This is a genomic window from Hydrogenophaga sp. (assembly GCF_051007235.1).
Classification (GTDB): Bacteria; Pseudomonadota; Gammaproteobacteria; order Burkholderiales; family Burkholderiaceae_C; genus Hydrogenophaga.
Genome location: NZ_JBPCSJ010000561.1, coordinates 1 through 1,359 on the forward strand (window position 1 = coordinate 1; position 1,359 = coordinate 1,359).

1 protein-coding gene and 1 pseudogene are annotated in these 1,359 nt (G+C 68.8%); both read right to left on the reverse strand.

Going from position 1 to position 1,359, the window contains the following annotated elements; genetic code table 11:
• Positions 1 to 1,068 (reverse strand): efflux RND transporter permease subunit (locus ACR2JA_RS19895; RefSeq protein WP_434010791.1); only part of this gene is annotated, 1,068 nt, incomplete at its 3' end.
• A gap of 10 nt (positions 1,069 to 1,078) precedes the next feature.
• A pseudogene (locus ACR2JA_RS19900) lies at positions 1,079 to 1,359 on the reverse strand (efflux RND transporter periplasmic adaptor subunit); the annotation flags it as partial.

Sequence of the window (1,359 nt, forward strand, 5' to 3'; positions counted from 1 at the left end):
GAACAGGAAGACGATGGCCACGGTGAGCAGAGCGCCCTCGATCAGGGTGCGGCGCACGTTGTCCACCGACACGCGGATCGGCCGCGAGCCGTCGGCAATGGGTTCGAGCTTCACGCCTGGCGGCAGCTGCGCCTGCAGTTCAGCGACCACGGCTTTGAGCCCGTCGGTGACCGCGATGGTGTTCTCGTCCTGCGCCTTTTGCACCTGCAGCAGCAGGGTGCGCTGGCCGTTGTACAGCGCCAGGCTCTCCACCTCTTGCGTGGCGTCGCTGATGCGCGCGACCTGGCCCAGCCGCACCGGGCTGCCACCGCGCCGCGCCACGATGATCTGCTCAAAGTCCCGGGGGTTCTGCATGCGCGCGAGCACCTGCACCACACGGTCGCGGTCGGCGTCTTTGAGCGTGCCGACCGGCAGGTCCTGGTTCTCGCTGCGCACGGCGGCCACCACCTGGTCGGCCGTCACGCCCAGGGCCTCCATGGCGGCGGGGTTCAGGTCGATGTTGACCGCGCGCCGCGTGCCGCCCACCAGCGTGACCGAGCCCACGCCGCGCACGTTCTCCATGCGCTTTCTCAGCGTCTGTTCGGCCCAGGTGGTGAGTTCGACCGCGCTGGGTTGTTGCGCACTCGATGCGTCCGGCAACACGGCCACCGACCAGATGGCGCGCGAGGCCGGATCGAAGCGCAGCACCGCTGGTTCTTTCACCTCGTCGCGCAGGGTCGGGCGCAGCAGCGCAATTTTTTCGCGCACGTCTTCGGCCGCCTTACGCCCGTCGATGTGCAGCTGGAATTCAATGATGACGACCGACTGGCCTTCGTAGCTGCGCGAGGTCAGCGCGTTCACGCCCGCGATGGCGTTGACCGACTCCTCCACCTTCTTGGTGACCTCGTTCTCCACGATCTCGGGCGAGGCGCCGGGGTACTGGGTGGTCACCACCACCACCGGGAAGTCGATGTTGGGGAACTGGTCCACCTTCAGGCGCTGGAAGCTGAACAGCCCCAGCACCATCAGGGCCAGCATGACCATGGTCGCGAAGACCGGGTTGCGCAGCGATACCTGGGTGAACCACATGGCCGGGCTTTCAGGGCTTGGCGGCTGGCGCCAGAGCGGGGGGCACTGTTGCGGGGGGGGCCTGCCTGACCGCCGTGCCTTCGCGGAGGCTGCCCGCCGACGCACGCAGCACCGCGGTGCCTTCGCCCAGGCCGTTCACCCCGTCCACCAACAGCATGGCTTCGCCCGCGTGCTGGCCCTGGCGGCCCAGCGCCACCGGCACGTGCGTCACCTGGTTGGCCGTCAGCGCCTGCACATAGGGTGCGGGCTTGTCGTTGCGCACGGCCGACAGCGGCACGGCGTTGGCCTGCA